This window comes from Actinosynnema sp. NPDC002837, from assembly GCF_040295345.1.
GTDB lineage: Bacteria > Actinomycetota > Actinomycetes > Mycobacteriales > Pseudonocardiaceae > Actinosynnema.
Genome location: NZ_JBEOVG010000143.1, coordinates 1 through 15,500, shown reverse-complemented (window position 1 = coordinate 15,500; position 15,500 = coordinate 1). Strand labels below are relative to the sequence as shown.

Annotated in this window: 10 protein-coding genes; 4 read left to right on the top strand and 6 right to left on the bottom strand. The window is 72.4% G+C overall.

What is annotated here, in order from left to right; translation table 11 throughout:
- The first annotated feature begins 160 nt into the window (after positions 1 to 160).
- The 3 genes from ABTZ99_RS42940 to ABTZ99_RS42930 are packed head-to-tail and all read left to right on the top strand — an operon-like array spanning position 161 to position 7,623.
- Positions 161 to 3,421, top strand: a complete 3,261-nt coding sequence (locus ABTZ99_RS42940) for a hypothetical protein (RefSeq protein ID WP_499618852.1) — start codon at positions 161 to 163, stop codon at positions 3,419 to 3,421.
- A gap of 2 nt (positions 3,422 to 3,423) precedes the next feature.
- The gene (locus ABTZ99_RS42935) at positions 3,424 to 7,470 is read left to right on the top strand and encodes a hypothetical protein (RefSeq protein WP_499618850.1); all 4,047 of its coding nucleotides are present in this window, start codon (positions 3,424 to 3,426) and stop codon (positions 7,468 to 7,470) included.
- A gap of 12 nt (positions 7,471 to 7,482) precedes the next feature.
- Positions 7,483 to 7,623, top strand: a complete 141-nt coding sequence (locus ABTZ99_RS42930) for a twin-arginine translocase TatA/TatE family subunit (RefSeq protein ID WP_499618849.1) — start codon at positions 7,483 to 7,485, stop codon at positions 7,621 to 7,623.
- Positions 7,624 to 7,683: 60 nt separating this feature from the next.
- Here the strand turns inward: ABTZ99_RS42930 and ABTZ99_RS42925 are convergent, their stop codons facing one another.
- From ABTZ99_RS42925 to ABTZ99_RS42910, 4 genes are all read right to left on the bottom strand, one after another.
- Positions 7,684 to 8,076: a hypothetical protein gene (locus tag ABTZ99_RS42925; protein ID WP_498782266.1), complete on the bottom strand. Its 393-nt coding sequence runs from the start codon at positions 8,074 to 8,076 to the stop codon at positions 7,684 to 7,686.
- A 72-nt stretch (positions 8,077 to 8,148) separates the two neighbouring features.
- Positions 8,149 to 9,558, bottom strand: coding sequence for an aminotransferase-like domain-containing protein (locus ABTZ99_RS42920; protein ID WP_499618847.1), 1,410 nt, complete (start codon positions 9,556 to 9,558; stop codon positions 8,149 to 8,151).
- Positions 9,558 to 9,872, bottom strand: a complete 315-nt coding sequence (locus ABTZ99_RS42915) for a hypothetical protein (protein ID WP_499618845.1) — start codon at positions 9,870 to 9,872, stop codon at positions 9,558 to 9,560. Before ABTZ99_RS42915 ends, ABTZ99_RS42920 begins: the two co-directional genes overlap by 1 nt.
- Before the next feature lie 54 nt (positions 9,873 to 9,926).
- Positions 9,927 to 13,208 (bottom strand): ATP-binding protein, encoded by a 3,282-nt coding sequence (locus tag ABTZ99_RS42910; RefSeq protein ID WP_499618843.1) that lies wholly within the window; start codon positions 13,206 to 13,208, stop codon positions 9,927 to 9,929.
- Between the two features lie 227 nt (positions 13,209 to 13,435).
- Here ABTZ99_RS42910 and ABTZ99_RS42905 point away from each other — a divergent pair, with 227 nt between their 5' ends.
- A complete protein-coding gene (locus ABTZ99_RS42905) occupies positions 13,436 to 13,807 on the top strand; it encodes an integrase core domain-containing protein (RefSeq protein WP_499618841.1) in 372 nt (123 codons plus the stop codon).
- Positions 13,808 to 13,956: 149 nt separating this feature from the next.
- Here the strand turns inward: ABTZ99_RS42905 and ABTZ99_RS42900 are convergent, their stop codons facing one another.
- Together ABTZ99_RS42900 and ABTZ99_RS42895 are read right to left on the bottom strand one after the other, a co-directional pair.
- On the bottom strand, positions 13,957 to 14,274 hold the full coding sequence (locus ABTZ99_RS42900) for a hypothetical protein (protein WP_499618839.1): 318 nt from the start codon (positions 14,272 to 14,274) through the stop codon (positions 13,957 to 13,959).
- A gap of 419 nt (positions 14,275 to 14,693) precedes the next feature.
- Positions 14,694 to 15,485 carry an integrase core domain-containing protein gene (locus ABTZ99_RS42895; protein WP_499618837.1) on the bottom strand — a complete coding sequence of 264 codons (792 nt, stop codon included), beginning with the start codon at positions 15,483 to 15,485 and terminating at the stop codon, positions 14,694 to 14,696.
- Positions 15,486 to 15,500: the final 15 nt, after the last annotated feature.

The window sequence follows — 15,500 nt, the reverse complement described above, 5'->3', positions numbered from 1 at the left end:
CACCACCCCCTCTTATTAGTGTGGTTTGCTGTTCTTGATGGGTGTCTTCTCGAGTCGTCTTTCCCTCGGGGGTCGGCCCCCCCGGGGGGGCCGGCCCCACCTCGCTCAGCACGAGTGGGACCCAGGCCCGGTCGACCGACCGCACACGAGAGGACGAGCGATGAGCGAGAACGAACTGCCACCGCCGGGCGACCCCGGCAAGAACCTCAGCCGCCGCCGGTTCCTGTACCTGGCCGGCGCGGGCGGCCTGGTGCTCGCGGTCGCGTCGGCGGGCGGCCCCACGGGTGACGACGACGCGACCGGTGACGTCGTGTTGGCCGCCGCCGCGACCCGGTCGCTGCACCTGCGCCGCCGGGAGGACTCGTTGAACCTGCGGGTCGACCTGTTCAACGCCGACGTGGTGCAGACCTCCGGCGGCGCCGAACTGCGCAAGGTCACCACCGGCAGCGCGTTCCTGGTGGTGCACTTCCCGCCGCAGGCGGTGCTGGAGCGGATGCTGACCGACCCGCTGCGCCTGACCGACATCCCGCTCGCCACCAGGGTCGCCGGGCGCAGCCGGCTGGCCTTCGACATCACCGCCGCGCTGCCGATGGCGGTCACGGTGGACGCGCTGCTGGCGTGGACCGGTTTCGTCCCGAGCCTGGCCCCGACCGCGACCAGGACCCAGACCGCGTCCGCGCTCGTCGCGCCGACCGACACGCAGACCGCCTTGGAGCTGCCGTGGCGGATCCTGTTGTCACCTAACGAGAACGAGGGCTGGCAGCACTCCGCCGCACCGGTCACCCGCAACGGGTGGACCGAGCTGTGGCACACCCGCCTGGGCGCCAAGACCGGGTCCGGTGCCGTCGACGACCACGCGACCGGCCGCACGGTTCGGGCCATCTGGCTCTCCGACCCGCAGATGGCCACATGGGTGCAGAACCCGACGTCGGTGCCCGAGACCGAGGACATCGCTCACGTGCTGACGCCGCGGCAGCGGTTCTCGATCGTCCGGCTGTCGGCCGACCCGACGCTGCGCACCAGCCTCGACCCGGCCCTGCCCAAGCCGATCGACGTGACGGAGCTGACGCTGAGCAGCCTGGGCGCGACCTTCGACGCCGAGGGCCGGTGGACCTACCCGCCCACCGGCGGACTCGGGCTCAAGGGCTGGCAGCACCGCGCCACCCTGGGCCGCGACCACCTCGTGCGCACCGAGGACGCGGGCTTCCTGTTCCCCTACGGTCACCGCGCCTCGCTCGTCAACCTCGCCGAGCGCCGGTTCGGGCGTCGCCCCAACCCCGACGGCACCCCCGGCCCCTGGTACGCCTACGTGCACCGCAGCCAGCACATCGTGGTGCAGCAACCCGTGCGCGCCTACGCGGGCGACGACACGATGCCGCACGCCGGTCGTGAGCTGCCCTTCACCGCGATCCGAGTGGTCACCCGCACCACACCGCCGCTGAAGGCCACGCGCTCGGACTTCGTCACCGGGTCCACCACGACGGTCCGGTCGTTCGTGCCGCGGGCCGCCGCCGCGCCGGACACCCCGGTCACCTTCCACCTGCGCGGGACCGACCACGACGGCGTCGAGGTCGACTTCTCCGCGGCGGTGGTGTTCGTGCCCGAGAGCACGGTCACCGACACGAACGCCACCCGGCTGCTCACCGACCTCCGCAACGCCTACAACACCGGAAACTCCCCGGACCCCGCCGCCGGCGCCGTGCGCACCGCCGAGACCGGGGGCCGCACCATCGCCCTGGCGCAGCGCGGGCCGTACCCGGTGGGCAGCACCGCGGCCACCACCGACCAGCTCGTGTTCAACTCGGTGGCCGCCAACGGTTCGATGAGCACGCTGGTGGCCGCCGGCCGGGCGCCGTTCGTCCCCAGCCTGGAACTGGCCGCGCTGCGGCTGCCCGACGTCGCCGCGCTGACCGGAACCGCGACGGCGACGACGTCGTTCGTGTACGCCGCGGCCTACCTGGACGGCGGCATCGACCACGCCGGGAACAGGGGCGCGGTCTACCTGGCCACCCACCCGGCGATTCCGGTGCCGCCCGCATTGGAGTTCCCCGCCGCCTCGACCGGCGTCGCCACGCCCAACGGCGGCATCCGGGGGCGGTCGGCCAAGAACGGCACGATCACCGGCGACGTGACCCAGGCGGCCACGGAGTACTACGACCCGGCGAAGGTGTTCGCCGACCCCACCAAGGCCAAGGTGCTCGGCGGCCTCGCGATCAAGGACCTGCTGTCCACCCCGCTCGAGGGCGAGCAGAACGCGCTCGTCGTGCCGAAGCTCGGCCACCACTTCCGGGAGGACGTCGGCGTCCACGAGTGGACGCTGCTCTGGACGCCCCCGTTGCAGGAGGGGCCCAAGCAGCTGCCGGTCTTCGAACCGCTGTCGACCGCCCCGAACGCCAAGACGCTCAAGGTGCACGCCGTCTACACCGACCCCGTGCAGGACGGCGTCGAGTCCACCTACCGGGTCGACGGCGAGTTGCGCGACTTCGCCCTGAACCTGTTCGGCAAGAAGTCGTGGCAGGTCATCTCGGTGAAGTTCGACTACTTCCGGTTCAAGCACACCGGCGGCGCCAAACCCACCGTGGACTGCCGCATCCGCGAGGTCAGCTTCCACAACGCCTTCGAGTTCGTCGAGGAACTGGCCGAGCTGTGCTCGTTCCTGGGCGGCAAGGTGGAGATCACCGCGGGCACCTCGGGGGTCCAGGCCGGGCTGCGGTTCGGGCTGCCCACGGTGTCGCTCGGGATCTTCGAGCTCAAGGAACTGGCGGTGGCCGCCTCCGTCGCGATCCCGTTCGACGGCAGCTCGGTGCGAGTGGTCTTCGACCTCAACACCCGGGACCGGCCGTTCAACCTGCGCATCTCCTGGTTCGCCGGCGGCGGCTACGCGGGCATCGCGCTGGGCGCCGACGGCCTGGAACGGCTGGACGTCGGGTTCACCTTCGGCGCGGCGTTCGCGCTGGACGTCGGCATCGCCAGCGGCGGGGTCGAGGCCGTCGGCGGCATCTCCTACCTGCTGGAGAAGGTCAAGGTCGTGGAGAACGGCGCGGAGGTGGTCCGCTCGCAGGCCGGCCTCACCGCGTTCCTGCGGCTGCGCGGCGCCCTGGACTTCCTCGGCATCGTCAGCGTGTCGATCGAGTTCTACCTGGGCCTCACGTACCAGAAGAAGACCGACGGCAGGTCCGCGCTCGTCGGCGAGGCGAGCGTGAGCGTCTCGATCGAGACGTGGTTCTACAGCGAGACCTTCACCGTCCGGACCCGGCGCGAGCTGTCCAAGACCTCCGCGCCCGCCACCGGGCGCGCGGCGGGCGGGGATCGCGCGGCCCTGGCCGCGGCGCCGGAAGTGCCCGCACACCCGTTCGGCGCGGCCTTCACCCAGCAGGACTGGGCAAGCTACTGCGCCGCCTTCGCACCCGTCGGAGCGTGATCATGAGCAAGCAGACCATCACCTGGACCGTGCTGCCCAACGGGGTCACCCCCGGCTTGGACCTGGTCCGCTTCTCCGTGCACGTCGCGCCGCGCCTGCTGCCGGAGCCCGCGCCGGGCACGCTGGAGGGGTTCCCGGACTGGCTCGACTGGCCGGCGCGGGTCTCACCGGCGGCGTTCCGGCTGGAGTTCCCCGACATCCTCGACCAGGCCGGCAGACCGGTGCGCGCCACGGCCACACGGGTGTCCAAACCGGAGAGCCGGCGCTGGACGGCGCTGTTCACCCGGACCTCGCGCGTCGAAGGGCACGCGCAGACCAGGTTCACCCGCCGGCGGATCCGCTCCTACCCGACCCGCCACGTGCGCGACTTCGTCAACCAGCGCTACGGCAGGTTCGGTGCGCGGTCGCCCGAGCGGTTCCCGACGCTGGACGAGCTGGCCGCGGCCGACGCGTTCGGCCCCGTGGGGTTCGAGTTCGACGGCAACGGGACCGAATCCGGCCTGGACCGCAAGCGGCGGCTGCGCAGCCAGCTGGAGCGCATGTTCAGCCCCGACTCGCAGGACCCGGCGCAGTGCGCGGTGCCGTTCCGGCCCGGTGACGCCACCACCGCCGACGGGATGGGGTTGACCTTCCTGCAAGCGGAGCGGTTCCACCGCAGACGGGATCCGGTGGTCGGTGACCTGCCACCGCTGCCCGCGCCGAAGCTGGACTTCCACCAGGTGGTCGCGATGACCCGGGAGCACCACCACCTCCAGCGGTTGCTGGGGCTGGTGCTGGACTTCGAGTCGACCGACCCGGCCGTGCTGTCCCTGGTGCGCGGCAACGAGCAGGTCACCCGGGTGCGGGTGGTCACCGACCTGAACCCGTTGCTGGGCACGGGTTCGGCGGTGCACGTGCGGCCCACGATGCGGTGCCGGGTGGGCAAGGGCGCGCAGGGCCACGTGTTCACCGCGACCCCGCTGGACTCCGACAGCGACCTGCGCGACGGGCTGCTGAGGGTGGGCGACGCCGACCGGTTCGCCGTGGTGCAGGTCGACCCGGACAGCGCCGCGCTGGCCGTGCGCCAGTTCGCCGACACGGTGACCCGGATGCGCGTCGACCAGGGCGGACAGGTGCGCAAGCGCAGTGCGAGCACACCGGACGAGCAGGCGCTGCCGGCGCTGCGCACGGCCGGGTTCTCGGTGGGCAGGCTGTCCCGGGCCGTCCGGCTGGCCGGCCGGATCGAGCGCGGCCGGGCGCTCAACGACGCGGCGTTCGCCGGTCCGGACAAGATCACCGACAACATCGCGCTCGATGCCGACGACGTGGTGCGGGGCTACCGGTGGGACGTGCGCGACGAGAACGCCGGGCAGTGGTTCTCCCTGATGTGGCGCGACGGCACGTACGTGTTCGCGCGCACGGGTGAAGCGGTTCCGGTGCTGGAGGAGACGGCGGCGCAGACCGCGCCGACGACCTCCGGCGCCACCGGCGACGAGGACCTGTACATCCAGGAGTCGCTGGTGCACTGGGCGGGCTGGAGCCTCGCGGTCGGCCGCCCCGGCAAGGCGCTGACCGGCGACAACGGCCTGGCCGACGCTGAGGCGCCGCTCGACCCGGACTTCCCGTTCCGCACTCGGTTCGGCGCGCGCGCCCTGCCGCGACTGCGGTTCGGCCGGCGGTACCGGCTGCGGGCGCGGGTGGTGGACATCGCGGGCAACTCGCTGTCCACCGAGCAGGCCGACGCGGTCACCGACGCGGTGTCGAGCACCCCGGTGGAGACCTTCCGCCGGTTCGAGCCGGTGGCCGCGCCGGAGGTGCTGCTGCGCTCGGCACCCGGCGAGGGCGAGTCGCTGGAGGTGATGGTGCTGCGCGGCAACACCGGCACCGACACCGCCGTGGGCACCGTGGACCGCCACGTCCTGCCGCCCCGCACCACAGTGCAGGTCGCCGAGCAGCACGGGATGCTCGACCAGGGCACCACCGGCAGGCCGATGGACGCCGCCCGCTACGCCGAACTGGCCACGCGGGACGCCGCCGTGCTGGAGCAGCACGCCTCCGCGCGCGCCCTGCCCGCGCCCGCGGACCGGTACTGGTACTACGACACCGACCAGCTGCCCGTGCCGTACCTGCCCGAACCGCTGGCCCGGCGGATCCTGGTCCGCGGCCTGCCCGGCAGCACCACGTCCACCACGATCACCGCAGTCGACCCGGCCACTTGGCCGGTCGCCAAGGGCTTCCGCATCCGGCTCCAGCAGGGCACGCCGGGCTGGACGTGGACCGAGTCCGCGCGCCTGCTGACCGTGCGGCTCATGCCCGGCGACAGCTACCAGCTCCAGCTCTCCGCCCAGTTCGACGCGGCCGACCTGAACCTGATGGCGTTGTGGCCGCTGATCCAGCAGGGCGCGGCCGACTGGAACGCCGCCCACCCGACCGACCAGGTGAACATCGACGCGGTCCGGGAGTCGGTGGTCGGCGGCCGGCACTGGATGTTCACCCCGTCCCGGACGCTGACCCTGGTGCACGCGGTGCGCAAGCCGCTGACCGTGCCGGACATCGCCGGGGTCACCGCCAAGCGGCCCAACGAGGGGCGGATCGGCTCCACGCACGCGCTGCTCGGGTCGTCCATGCGGGTCAGCCGCAAGAGCAGCGGCAGCGTGGAGTTCGCCGCGCGCTGGCGGATGCCGGTGGACGACGGCGTGTCCGACGAGGTCCCGACCCGCGACTTCCGGGCCGCACCGATCACCGTGGCGCTGGACCCGGTGCAGGGGGCGACGCCGGCCACCGAGGCGGTGCAGTTCCAGGCGCGGCACGAGTTCGGCGACACCAAGTACCGCCACGTGCGGTACGAGGTGCGGGCCGCGACCCGCTTCGGCGAGTTCTTCCAGGAGCGCCGGGAGGTCGCCTTCAGCGGCGATCAGCACGTGCTCGGCGTGCCGGTCGACCCGGCCCACCTGGTCGTGGTGGACAAGGCCACCGGCGACCAGTACCAGCCCGCCCCGCCGGGGAGCGATCCGCGGAATGCGCCGGGCGACTACGTGGTCACCGACGCGGCCACCGGTACCTTCCGCCGCACCGCGAACGGCGGGCTCACGTCGCCGCGCACGTTGGAGGTGTCGTTCGTCCGCCCGGACACCCGCAGCGCGGCCGCGGTGCTGGAGCAGGACATCTTCAGCTCGGCGCGCCCCGCCGCGCCGAAGATCCGCCAGGTCGTGCCGATCTTCCGCTGGGAGAACCCCGCGCCGGGGCAGAGCGTGCGGCGCGGCGGCGGGCTGCGGGTGTACCTGGAGCGGCCGTGGTGGTCCAGCGGCGACGGCGAGAAGCTGGCCGTGCTGCTGTGGCCGGACCCGGCGAGCGACGTGCCGGAACACCTGCGGGGCGCGGTGACCATGTGGGGCAACGACGCGACCCAGCACTCGGGTTCGGTGCCCGACGACGTGCTCGACACCTCGTTCCCGCTGGCCACCTACTTCGGCACCGGCATGACGGTCCCCGAGTTCCCGACCACCGGGCTGAAGGTCGCCGCGCACGACGTGGCCTTCGACGCGGAGCGCAAGCTGTGGTACTCCGACATCCGCATCACCCGGCAGGGTGAGACTGCGCTGGAGGGCTACTTCCCGTTCGTGCGGCTGGCCCTGGCCCGCTTCCAGCCGAAGTCGGTCGTCGACTGCCACCTGTCCTCGGTGGTGACGGCGGACTTCATGCAGGTCGCGCCCGACCGCACGGTCGTGGTGACCGGCAGCGGCCCCACCCGCACCGTCCAGGTGACCGGCCCCGGCGCGACGCTCACCCAGTCAGGCCACCTCAACGAGATCAGGGTGACCGTGGAGCGGCAGCTCGACGGCGTGACCGACCCGGTGCTGCGCTGGCAGCCGGCCGGGCTGTCCTACACCGCGGTGCTGGCCGACCCGACCACCAGCGGCGGTCAGCTGACCTGGTCGGGCACGGTGTCGCTGCCGACCGGCGCCGGTCCGCTGAGGCTGGCCGTCGAGGAGTTCGAGCAGCACCGCAACGGCAACAACGGCATCGCCGCCACCCGGCTGGTCCACACCGACACCGTCCCCCTGTCCTGAGAGGAGCGTGCCGTGCCGCTGGGAACGACGGAGATCCTGCTGATCCTGCTGGTGCTGGTGCTGCTGTTCGGCGCGAGCAGGCTGCCGAAGCTGGCGCGGTCGGTGTCCGACGCGCGCCGGGAACTGCGCCGAGGCGATGACGACGAGGTCTGACCACGAGACGGCCGGCGCCGCCCCTCCCCCCAGGAAGGGGCGGGGCCGGCCTCGGACGGGTCACCAGGGGCTGCCGCCGCCCTCGCCGCCGCCAGTGTCGCCGTACACGCACCACGAGATGCCCGAGATGCCGTTCTGGTTGTAGTTGTCGACGTTGCGCGAGTCGACGTACCCCCACACGCCACCCGAGGGCGTCGCGCCGGGAACCCAAGACCACAGGTACAGCTGGGTGCCCCAGACACCACCGGGGCCGTGCGTCTGGCAGGACACGTAGATGTCCTCCCAGGACGACTCGCCCACGATCGCGTGCCACTCGTCGTAGACCGCGGTGTAGGCGCCGTAGGCGGGCATCCACGCGGATGCCGGCAGTGCCGATGCCTCGCCGGTGGTCACGGCGGGCGCGGCGGCGGCCAGGGCCAGCGCGGCTCCCGCGATTCCCTTGCGGATGTTCACGAAAACTCCTCCCCTTCGTTTCGTCGTGCTGCACCGCGCGGATCACCGCGCGGGGAACCGGGACGGCCGGTGCTACAGGCCACTCGCCCGGTCGATCACGGGGTGGGCGGCGCGCAGCACGGCGACCAACTCGCCCAGTGCCGTGCGCAACGCCCGGTCGGGCAGGTGCCCGTGCCCGAGGACCAGCCCGTTGCCCGTCGGGCGGCCGGGCAGGTGGAACGACGCCAGCGTGGGCACCACCACGCCGCGCCCGAGCAGCTCGGCGTGCGCCTGCTCGGCGTCGATCCGGTCGGGCAGGTGCACCACGACCGTGCCCGGTGCGCCGGGCGGCGCGAGCCGGACCGCGGGCTCCAGCGGCGCGAGCGCGGCCCGCACCACGGCGTCCTTGTGCTCGAACAGACGTCCGAGCTGGTGCAGGCGGCGCACGACGCTGCCCTCGGCCAGCAGCCGCGCCATGGCCGACTGGGCCGTGTGCGACGGCTGCTCGTGGTCCTGGAGCGTGCACCGGGCCGGGTCGAGCATGTCGCGGTGCACCAGCACGTAGCCGACGCGCAGCGACGGGGTGAACACAGTGCGGAAGTCGCCCACCACCGCTGTGCGTTCGCCGGCCAGGTGCAGCAGCCGGGGCAACGGCGCGGCGGAGGGCACGACGTGGTCGTCGGCCACCTCCAGCAGGTAGCCGTCCTCCCGGCGCGCCCAGTCAGCCAGCTGCTGGCGGCGCAGCGCCGACATGACCGGGCCGAAGGGCGGCTGCCCGTCGGGTGAGACGAACACGGCCGCGCAGGACGGCGGCACCGCGCCGGTCCACCCGCCGTCCCGGTCTGTGGGCAGCGCCACGGCGGTGCCGCCGCCGCGCTCGACCGCCCGTCTCAGCGCCGGCGGAGCCGGGTCCGGCACCGCGACGCGCGGCCCGCCGCCCAAGGTCTCCATCGCCAGCAGCATCCCGTGCGAGATGCCGGCGGTGATCAGCACCTCGTGCTCGTCGGACGCCAGGCCGCGGGTCCGCCGCAGGTGCTCGGCGATCGCCCGCCGCAGCTCCGGCAGGCCGCCGCGCGGCAGCTCGCCCAGCGGCGGCGGCTGGAAGCTGGCGTGCCGCCACGCCGCCCGCCACGCGGCCAGCGGGAACCCGTCCTCGGTCGCCCGCCCGGGTGTGCAGTCGATCCGGTCGGCGTTGCGCGTCGACGCCGGGAGCGTGAGGGGCGTGGTGGGCGGGTCCGCCCTGCGGTCGGCGACGTAGCTGCCCGAACCCCGGCGGCCCTCGAGGTAACCTCGGGCGTAGAGGATCTCGTAGGCGGCCAGGGCGACCCCGCGCGAGATGTCCAGCCGCTCGGCCAGCGTCCGCGTGGACGGCAGCCGCCAACCGACGGTGAGCAGGCCGCGGTCGACCGCCCCGGCCAGCTGCTCGGCCAACTGCTCCTGCAACGGGCGGTGCGTGGTGCGGTCCAGCTCGATCGGGATCGTCAGGCTTTCCGGGTTGCGCATCATTCCCCCAGTCGTGCGAGTGCTGCCTCCGCCACGCCCAGGCTGACCTGGGTGGCCTCGACGATCCGCTCGAAGGGCACCCCGGCCCGGCGGAACGTCAGCTCCAGGTCTTCCGTCGTGCCGCTGTTGAAGAGGCAGAAGTAGCTGTCGTCGCCCGGGATCGCCAGGCAACAGGCGAACGCGGCGGCCTCCCGACCCGCCGCCACCACGGAGCGCATCGCGGTCGCCACCTCGTCCGGGTCCGCACCGGGCAGGTAGCACTCCACCAGGAACAGCCGCGTCGCCCGCCGCCCTGTCGTCTCCGTCGCTGTCATGCACCAATCGTGCGGTCCGGGTACCCCCCGACGAATCGGGGAGCGACCCCACAGTTAGTCCGGCGGTTTGCGCAGGAACTCCAGTCGGGCCAGCTCGCGGCGGGAGCCGACGCCGGTCTTGCGGTAGATCCGGCTCAGGTGCGCCTCGACGGTCTTGGCGGTCACGTACGCCGCCGCGGCCACCTCCCGGTTGCTCAGCCCACTGGCCACGAGCCGGGCGATGTGCAGCTCAGCGGCGGTGAGGCCGTGCTCGTCGTCGCGGCGCAGCCCCAACCTGCGCAGCTCGGTGTCGGTCTTCTCGACCCAGCGGGGCGCGCCCAGCCGGTCGAACTCGCGCCCGGCGGCCAGCAGGACCTCGCGTGCCGCGAGCTTCTCCTTGCGCCGCCGCAGCACCCGGCCGCGCACCAGGTCGGTGCGGGCCTGCTCGAACGGCATCGGGATCGGCAGCACCGGCGCGGAGCACAGCGCCTCGTGCGCGCCGGCCACGTCACCGCACGCCATCCGCACCAGCGCGGCCGACCGGGCCGCCACGGCGGTGATCCACGGCCGCGGCGCGAGGTCGCGGCGGCGCTCCAGGTCGGCCAGCAGCGCCTCCGCCTCGGCCACCAGGCCGAGCTCCGCGGTCGCCTCGATCAGGTCGCCGTACAGCGAGCTGATCGGGAAGTCGGCCAGCCCCACCGCCGCGCAGACCTCCAGTGCCGCGGTAAGGTGCGCCCTCGCCGCCGCCGGCTCGTGCCGGGACAGCTCGACGAAGCCCAGTACGGCCCGCACGTGCACGACGACCCACGAATCGTCCAACTCGGTGGCGATGCGCAGCCCTTCGGTCGCCGCGGCGAGCGCCGTGTCGTCGTCGCCGCGGTGCGCGTCCACCAGCGCGCGGGTGTAGAGCGAGTAGGCGATCCACGGCCGCTGCCCGGCCTGTTCGGCGGCGTCGACGGCCTCCGCGGCCTCCCGGTCGGCCAGGGACCAGTCGCCCAGCCAGACGTCCAGCTCGGTCAGGTGGACCAGCTCGTGCATGGCGACCGCCTCGTCGCCCCGGTCGAGCGAGGCGTGCCGCGACCGCGCGAACTCCTGCCTGCCCCGCACCGGATCGGTGTACTTGGTGATCACCCGCAGCAGGCTGCGCGCCATCCGCGCGTCGCGGGACTCGTCGGCCGGCGAGACCAGGGCCGCGGCCCGCCGCAGGTCGTCGTCGCACAGCCCCTCGCCGGCCAGCAGCCGGTAGTAGGCGCTGCTGACCAGGATGCACGCCACCAGGTCGTCGGGCGCCGCGGCCTCGTGGCTGGTGATCGCCTCCAGCGCCTGCCGGGTGTTGCGGTAGCGCAGGGCGGTGTCGTTCTGGCAGAACCACGACCGGCGCAGGTAGGCCGTCGCCCGCAGCACCGGGTCGTCCGCTGAGGCCAGCGCCTCGTCGCTGAGCGCGGTGGCCTTGACCGGCCCGTCACCGTAGAACACCACGACCGCCAGCTCCAGCAGCGCCGCCACCCGTTCCGGCCCTGCCGGCAGGTCGGCGACGGCCGCTTCGAACAGGTCACGGGCCCGGTTCGCGTCGCCGGCGAAGAACAGGCACTGCGCGGCCGAGACGAGCAGCCCAGCCTTGCGGACCGGGTCGACCACGTGGCCGGCCGCGAGCTCCCACAGCCGGGCGGCGGTCTCGGGCGCGCCGCGTTGCCGGGCGGCGAGCGCGGCGCCGTCCAGCGCCTCGGCCACCACAGGGTCCGGGCCGCTCGCGCCGAAAGCCAGGTGGAGCGCGCGGGTCTCGGGATCGTCCACGACGGCCGCCAGTCGTCGGTGCACCCGCCGCCGTCGCCCGTTCGGCGCGGCGGAGTAGACCGCCGAGCGCAGCAGCGGGTGGGTGAAGCGGACGGCGCCGGACACCAGTTCGACCATGCCGTGGTCCTCGGCGTCGGCCAGCGCCTCCTCGGCCAGTTCCGCGTCGCCCAGTGCCCGGGCCACCAGCTCCAGGCTGGGCTGCGCCAGCGCCGCGGCGTAGAGCAAGGCGTCCCGGCTGGGATCCGGCAGCGCGACCACCCGGTCCTCCAGCAGCTCGCTGAACGCACGCGGCGCGGACAGCGGCAGGCCTGGCACGGTCGCGCCGCCGTCGCGACCGAGCACACCGGCGAGCTCCAAGGCGTAGAACGGGTTGCCACCCGAGGTCCGCTGGAGCCGGATGAGCGTGGGGCGCGGCAGCGGCAGGCCGAACGCGGAGCGCACCATCCGGTGCAGGGCGCCCATGCTCAACCCGCCCAGGCGGATGTGCACCAGGTCGTCCTGCCCGGCCAGCCCGAGCGGCGCGGGGTCGCCCTCCTTGTCTCGGACGGACACCACGACCGCCACGTGCTCGTCGGCCAGCCGGCGCAGCACGTACTCCAGCACGCGCGTGCTGGCCTCGTCCAACCACTGCACGTCGTCCACGGCCAGCACGACCGGCGTGCGCGCGGCCAGCGAGCGGATGACGTTCAGCGCCGCCATGCACACCGCGCGCGGGTCGCCCGCGCCGTCGTCGGCCTGGCGACGCAGCAGCGCGACTTCCAGCGCGGTGCGCTGTGGCCCGGGCAGCAGGGCCAGGACGTCGTCCGGCACGCGGTCGAGCAGGTCGACCAGGCCGCCGAAGGCCAACCGCGCCTCCGACTCGACCGGGCGGCACGACCGGACCGCGTAGCCGCGCCCGGCGGCGTCGGCCAGCACGCGTTCCCACAACACGCTCTTGCCGATGCCCGGCTCGCCGGACAACAGCAGCCGGGCGGCGCCTCCCTCGGCCCGCGCCAGCACGTCGCCCGCAGCCGCGAGTTCGCTTTCGCGCCCGACCAGATGTAAACCGGCCACGCTCCCACCCCCGTAGATCCACGACGGTAGCTGGTGGGAGCCTCGTGCGGCGAGCGGTTTCGCCTGTGCCACCGAAACAATCGGACGCCCGGCGGCGCGCAGCGTTCCCGCGCTGTGCACCCCAGATAGGAACCTCCGCCAGGAGGTGTCGGTGTCGCGCCGGGGAGCGGGTGGTATCCGCAGGCGCTTGAGTACGCGCCGTACGGTCGAGTCGGCTACCAGGTGGCCGAGCTTGAGCAGTTCGCCCTGGATACGGCGGTAACCCCAGCCGGTGTTCTCCCGCGCCATGCGCTCGATCAGTGCCACGGTGGTGTCGTCGATCGGCGGGCGCCCTGCCCGGTCGGGGCAGGTCCACTTCTTCGCGACCAGTCGTCGGTGCCCTCGCAGGATGGTGCCCGGTGTCACCAACCGGTGCTCGCGCAGCCGTCGGGGGAGTCGGCGAACCAGCGCGGCGAGCACCGCGCGATCGGCCCAGTCCAACTGCGGGCGGGGGTTGGTCTGGCGCAGCACGGCGACCTCGTGCCGCAGTACCAGCAGTTCGACGTCCCTGGCCGCGGAGGATCGGCCGAGCAGAACCAGCCAGTTACCGAGTCGAACGAAGATCAGGTACAGCAGTCGTAACGCCCCACCTCACGATCGTGCCCTGGAGGGCCAGCGTGCGCGATCCTCGCAGCTCAGCATCCCCGTGCAGAGTTCTGACACCCCACAGGGTCACCCAAGCCGCAAGGAACCTCGCCATGGACCTCGAAGACGCGGGCAGCTCTATGCGGTACCTGATCCGCGATCGGGACGGGAAGTACCCAGCGCTGTTCGATGCCGTCCTCGCCCACGCGGGGATCCAGGTCGTCCTCACCGGTGTCCGGATACCGTGGATGAACGCGATCATGTCGCGCTGGATCCGCAGTTGCCGCCGTGAACTCCTCGACCGAACGCTGATCCGGAACCAACGGCACCTGCTCCACGCCCTGCGCGAGTACGAGCACTTCTACAACACCCACCGGCCCACCAAGGCATCGCCAAAGCCAGACACTGCAACCACTGCCACAACCAGCCACCGATCAAGCAGCCGACACCCGACTGGACATCTGCCGACGACAACGATTGGGTGACATACTCAACGAGTACCACCATGCCGCCTGAACTGCACGGACGGCGTTCTCGGCAAGCACAACGCCCAACCAGGTCGGCTGGCGCACCCAGGCCAGCGCGCTGAGCGGCGTGCTCACCTGACCCGGATCGTGCCGTCGGCGAAGGAAACCTATTCCAGGTCGTCCGATTCGTTCACCACGACGCCACCGAGCAGGTGCGGCGCCATGCGCAGGAGTCGGCTCCGCGTGGACTCCACGGTGATGTCGGAGAGGTAGTCCCAACCTGTCCAACACCGGATGTTCGCCGCCGACAGCGCCTCACGTACGGCGATCACGTCGGTCGGCTCGGGTAGCAGCCCGCCGCCGTCCAATGCGGATCGTGCTCGTTCGTCCGCCGTCTCCTCCACCTTGAGCGCCATCCGGACGGTGTCGGCGCCACGCCAGGCGGTCCGCAACGCCTCGATGAGCACACCCACATCGCTTTCCAAGCTGAGCTCGGCACCGTCGAACAACTCGGGTCACCCGAGGCTGGTCAGCCAACTCCCGGGCTGCGGCGTCGGCTTCGAGAACCGCAGTCAGGGCAGCACGATGCCGCTGGCCAGCGAGTTGGACGGCACTCTTGCGCGCCGCGATCTCCTGCCGGGACAGTTCGAGGGACTCCTCAAGGTCCAGGGCCGAGTCTTCGATGCTCTCCACAAAGTCCTCGGCGGAACGCACCGCAGTGAGCGCTTCCTCGCAGACCTGAGGCAAAGAGGCCGGGTCGGGCAGCAGGCCTTGGTCCACCGCGCGGTCGATCTTCGAGGTGATGTCGGCGCTGCGGTTGGTGAACTGCTCCGCGCGTGCCCTGGCCACCCCGTCGTTGCGAACGACCTGGTCGTGTTGATCTTGCAGTTCCTTGGCGGTGTTCTTAGCGGAGGTGGCTTTCTCTTCGGCGGCAGTCGCTTTCGTCATGAGGTCGGCAATGATCGCCGTCAGCGCGCGACCGAGGTCGAGGGTGCGGCGATCGCGGTTCTCCAGTGCGGGCTTCGCCGCGTCCGTCCTCTGGTCGTGGTGGTGCGAGCTGTAACGCCCGGTGGGGTCGGCGGTGGTTGTAGTGGGCCGCGTAGCGGTCCAGGGCCGCCCGCAGGTGGTGTTCGTTGAGGATGAGTAGTCGGTCGGTGGCTTCGCGTCTGACGGTGCCGACGAACCGCTCCGCGTAACAGTTGGCTCGCGGGCACCGTGGCGGGATTCTCGCGATCTTGAAGCCTGCACCGGAGAGGACCGCGTCGAAGGACGCGGTGAACTGGCCGGCCCGGTCGCGGATGAGGAACCGGAAGTCGTCGGCCCGGTCGCCGAGGTCCATGAGCAGGTTGCGGGCTTGTTGGGTGTTCCATGCCCCGTCGGGGTTGGTGGTGGTGCCGAGGATGTGGACGTAGCGCGTGGCGACCTCCATCACGAAGAACACGTAGACGCGCTTGAGGGTGACTGCGCAGTCGACGTGGAAGAAGTCGCAGGCCAGCATGCTCGCGGTCTGGGCGCGCAGGAATCGCCGCCACGACGTGTCGGTGTCGCGCTCGGGTGCGGGCGGGATGCGTAGGCGCTTGAGCACGCGGCGGATGGTCGAGGCGGCTACCCGGTGGCCGAGTTTGAGCAGCTCGCCCTGGATCCGGCGGTAGCCCCAGCTGGCGTTCTCCCGCGCCATCCGTTCGATCAACGCCACGACCGTGTCGTCGAT

Coding starts and splice junctions, on each gene's coding strand:
- ABTZ99_RS42940 (WP_499618852.1), top strand. CDS start 161: ATGAGCGAGAACGAACTGCCACCGCCGGGCGACCCCGGCAAGAACCTC.
- ABTZ99_RS42935 (WP_499618850.1), top strand. CDS start 3,424: ATGAGCAAGCAGACCATCACCTGGACCGTGCTGCCCAACGGGGTCACC.
- ABTZ99_RS42920 (WP_499618847.1), bottom strand. CDS start 9,558: ATGCGCAACCCGGAAAGCCTGACGATCCCGATCGAGCTGGACCGCACC.
- ABTZ99_RS42915 (WP_499618845.1), bottom strand. CDS start 9,872: ATGACAGCGACGGAGACGACAGGGCGGCGGGCGACGCGGCTGTTCCTG.
- ABTZ99_RS42905 (WP_499618841.1), top strand. CDS start 13,436: ATGGACCTCGAAGACGCGGGCAGCTCTATGCGGTACCTGATCCGCGAT.